Origin of the sequence: Aeromonas finlandensis (assembly GCF_000764645.1) — a bacterium.
Taxonomy (GTDB): domain Bacteria; phylum Pseudomonadota; class Gammaproteobacteria; order Enterobacterales; family Aeromonadaceae; genus Aeromonas; species Aeromonas finlandensis.
In genome coordinates, this window is sequence record NZ_JRGK01000178.1 from 1 (window position 1) to 3599 (window position 3599).

The window sequence follows — 3599 nt, forward strand, 5'->3', positions numbered from 1 at the left end:
GTGTTATGATGCAAGCGAAGAAGACCAAACTGGTATTAGTTACCCCAAATCCCAACCCCCCATGCTTCTCTGGCTGCGATAGTAAGTCTCCCACTGAGGCACCGAGCGGTCTTGTAAGCACATAGACAATCCAGAACGTCAAAACCGTGTTCAGCTTGAACCTGTAATGCGCAATAGCAGTGGCCACGATCAATGCGCCGAACAGCAGCATAGCATTCAGATAACCAATATCCATTCCCTCGGATACCCAGTCCCCAGCTGCAGTGCCCAGTGCGAAGGTCACCAGAATGGCTGCCCAGTAAAACAGTTCCCTCTTACGATTATCGATAGACTGAATAGAGAGTGTTTTTTCCTGTGCATACCAGATCCAGAACGTGGCCAGCAGCATGACCGTAAACACGCTAGTAGACATCGCCAACGGCACACCTACTTGATCGGTAAGATTGTCGGTCACCAACGTCCCAAATATGCTCACCAGTACGACCGCAGACCAATACTTCCAAGGGACATAGTGAATCGACGAAACTTGCACCAAAAGGGCCGCTATTAGAATAATCCCCATCAATATAGATGTCACCGTCAATCCCAGATGCATGTTAAAAATCAAAAAATCAGCAGCAGTCTCACCTACTGTGGTCGACATCATTTTGATTAACCAGAAGATCAGGGTGACTTCTGGAACCTTGTTCAATAAGGCCGATATCGATGATGGGTGATTGTTCATAATGAACCCTTGTGGATTTTAACACTCATGATGAGAATTACCGGTTTCCGATGCTCTGCTTGCACCTCTATATTTTGCCTTCACATAAAAGGAGCAAACCACAGTATGTGTGACTTGCTCCTGGGCTAAGGTTTGTTCAATTACCCCTCAGAATCAAGATCTAACTCCACGGGATCATTTCGCTTGCTCTTCAGGGTTGATATGTAGACAAGGGCAGCTATCGCGACTAGCAACGCTACTGAAGCTGAATAACGGCTCAGCTCCAGACCACCCTTGCTGATGGGCTTATCCAGAAAGTCCCCCACAACCGCCCCGAGAGGACGAGTAATAATAAAGGCAGCCCAGAATAAAAAGGTACGAGAGATGTTGGTCAACAAATAAGTCGCAACAATGGCCAGCAAGATGCCTCCAAACACCACAGAGCTACCGGCATAACCAAACCCAGCATCATCTGCAGTCCAGTCACCAAGAGCAGTACCAAGGGTTTGCGAAAACATGATGGTGATCCAATAGAACATTTCCGTCCTGGGTGAAGAAATCACGCTGGACGATATCTCTCCTTGAGCTCGATACCACACCGCAAATGAACCGAGCAACAAGAGAACCAGAATGGTCGAACCGCCTGCGTAACCAATCCCTAAAGAGCGGTCAGCAAAGTCCGCCAGTGTCGTGCCAACAGTCGTGGTTGCAATGATGGTAGCCCAGTACAGCGTCGGGTTATAGGTCTTGACTGATATCTGAGCACTGACAGCTACAAAGAAAATGACAGCAAAGATGCCCGTACTAACCAGATAACCCAGATCCATAGACATGGAAACCGCATCGCCACCAGTTTCCCCCAGTGTCGTTGCAAGAATTTTAATGACCCAAAATGCCAACGTGAGTTCAGGCACTTTGCTTACTGCACTGCTGGTATTGTTATGCATGGTTCACCCTATCCTGTGGTTAGACGGATTCCCGTCAATCACAGAATGTCGGGTGTTTATTAAGAAAAACTTAAGCTGACAACTTCTAGCCATAAAAATGGGGGTCTTACGACCCCCACATTAGCGTTCATGTCATGTTGTAGGTCATGCAGTCGTATCGACCATATAACCATTGGTTGGCGATTCCTGTGGCAACTTGCTAGCGAACGCAGTTAAAAAATCTTGAAATGAGACTTTCTTATCGCTCTGGCCTGAGGACGAGCCAATCATCGAGTTGAATTGATCCTGCAATTTACTCAATGCCGGATCAGTACTGCTACCACTGCTCAGTTCTGAAATCAGCGTATCAAGCCCCTGCTTCATGGGATTGCCTCCGCTGCCCGATTGGAGTGTTGACGCCTGTACGCCACCGGCTTGTTCGTCGCCATCATTATCATGATCAGCCTTGCCTTCAGGTGAACCACGCAGTGTTCCCATCAGCTCATGCATAAAAGATGACAACGCCGATTTGGTATCGCTGTTTGAGGTATCGACATTGATACCTAACGACGATAACGCCGATGTGACATCACCCATCATTTTTTCACCGCCTCCATCGGTGTGATGATGATGCGGAGGTTTCACTGGTTGAGTGCTAGCGGAAGACGCTGCGCTGTTATACGAGGCAGAGACAGATGAGCTACCAATTGAATTGACATCCGTAGACATACCATGTTCCTTACAGGTTGGATGAGGCCAGTGGCACCCAATGCCACTTTGACCATAGTGCATAAAACCTGCCACTGTTTTCTTTTTGAACAACAGAGTGAATCGTTTGAAATGTAAGACTTTTTACATGCCTCCAGCACATTTTGTGCTCATCATGTGGCGGCAAAAATATGCCCTATGGCAATGTATGACGACCATAGATCACGATGGTCAAAGCGCGCAAAGCCAGCGACAGATTTGCGCAAATGCCCCTTTATCTGCAAAACCTATTAAAAAATGACCTGAATGCTGAGTACGACCTCTGAACTTGCAACATTTTTTGTGACACATATCTCATTAGTAATAGACAACAATAATTAACCACTTAAGCAGGCATACAGCTTTGTTAATATCCAGCCTCAAAATTTCGACATAAAAAGTCTCGTCGGTATCGCTAAGAAATGTATGCCTAAAGGCTATTCAGGGAGCAGTTATGCCTTTCATTTTTAAAATAAAAATAGTGCCACTGATCTTGTTATTAGCGCTTTCATTCACCTTCATGCTGAACTGGCGATTTTTACTCCACTTCTATGAAGTCATATACAACCTTGAGTACTTCAAACCAGGATTTGCGCTCTCGCTCCCCTTTTTCCTGATCGCTGCCCTCAACTTTGTATTTATCCCGTTCTCCATCCGTTATCTGGTCAAGCCCTTCTTCGCCTTCCTCTTTGTGACCAGCTCTATTGTCAGCTACACCATGATGAAGTATCGCGTTCTGTTCGATCAGACAATGATCCAGAACATCTTCGAAACCAACCAGAACGAAGCTTACGCCTATCTCAACCTGCCTATCGTAATGTGGGTATTGCTAACAGGGGTCGGACCGGCAATCGTCCTGTTCTTCGTGAAAATTGAGTATGAAGACAAGTGGTACAAGGGCCTTTTCCTGCGAGGGCTCTCTATGCTGGCTTCTCTTGCCATCGTGGCTGGGATCGCAGCCATGTACTATCAGGATTACGTCTCTGTGGGGCGTAATAATCCAAACCTCCAGCGTGAAATTGTACCGGCCAACTTTATTAACAGTACGACCAAGTATCTCTACAAACGTTACCTGGCAGAACCCATACCGTTTGCCACCCTCGGGGATGACGCAACTCGCGTCGTGAAAAACGACAAACCCACCCTGATGTTCTTGGTTTTAGGTGAAACCGCCCGCGGCAAGAACTTCTCCATGAACGGTTATGAGAAAGAGACCAACCCCT

Annotated in this window: 4 protein-coding genes; 1 reads left to right on the forward strand and 3 read right to left on the reverse strand. The window is 46.8% G+C overall.

Annotation, left to right across the window (positions count from 1 at the left end):
* The 3 genes from LD28_RS0112290 to LD28_RS0112300 all read right to left on the reverse strand — a co-directional run.
* Window positions 1-724 (reverse strand): COG4705 family protein (locus LD28_RS0112290; protein WP_033137254.1); only part of this gene is annotated, 724 nt, incomplete at its 3' end.
* Window positions 725-864: 140 nt separating this feature from the next.
* Window positions 865-1650: a COG4705 family protein gene (locus tag LD28_RS0112295; protein ID WP_033137255.1), complete on the reverse strand. Its 786-nt coding sequence runs from the start codon at window positions 1648-1650 to the stop codon at window positions 865-867.
* 144 nt (window positions 1651-1794) lie between these two features.
* A complete protein-coding gene (locus tag LD28_RS0112300) occupies window positions 1795-2358 on the reverse strand; it encodes a hypothetical protein (RefSeq protein ID WP_156120208.1) in 564 nt (187 codons plus the stop codon).
* Window positions 2359-2830: 472 nt separating this feature from the next.
* Here LD28_RS0112300 and LD28_RS0112305 point away from each other — a divergent pair.
* A partial coding sequence (locus tag LD28_RS0112305) for a phosphoethanolamine transferase (protein WP_033137257.1) occupies window positions 2831-3599 on the forward strand: 769 nt, incomplete at its 3' end.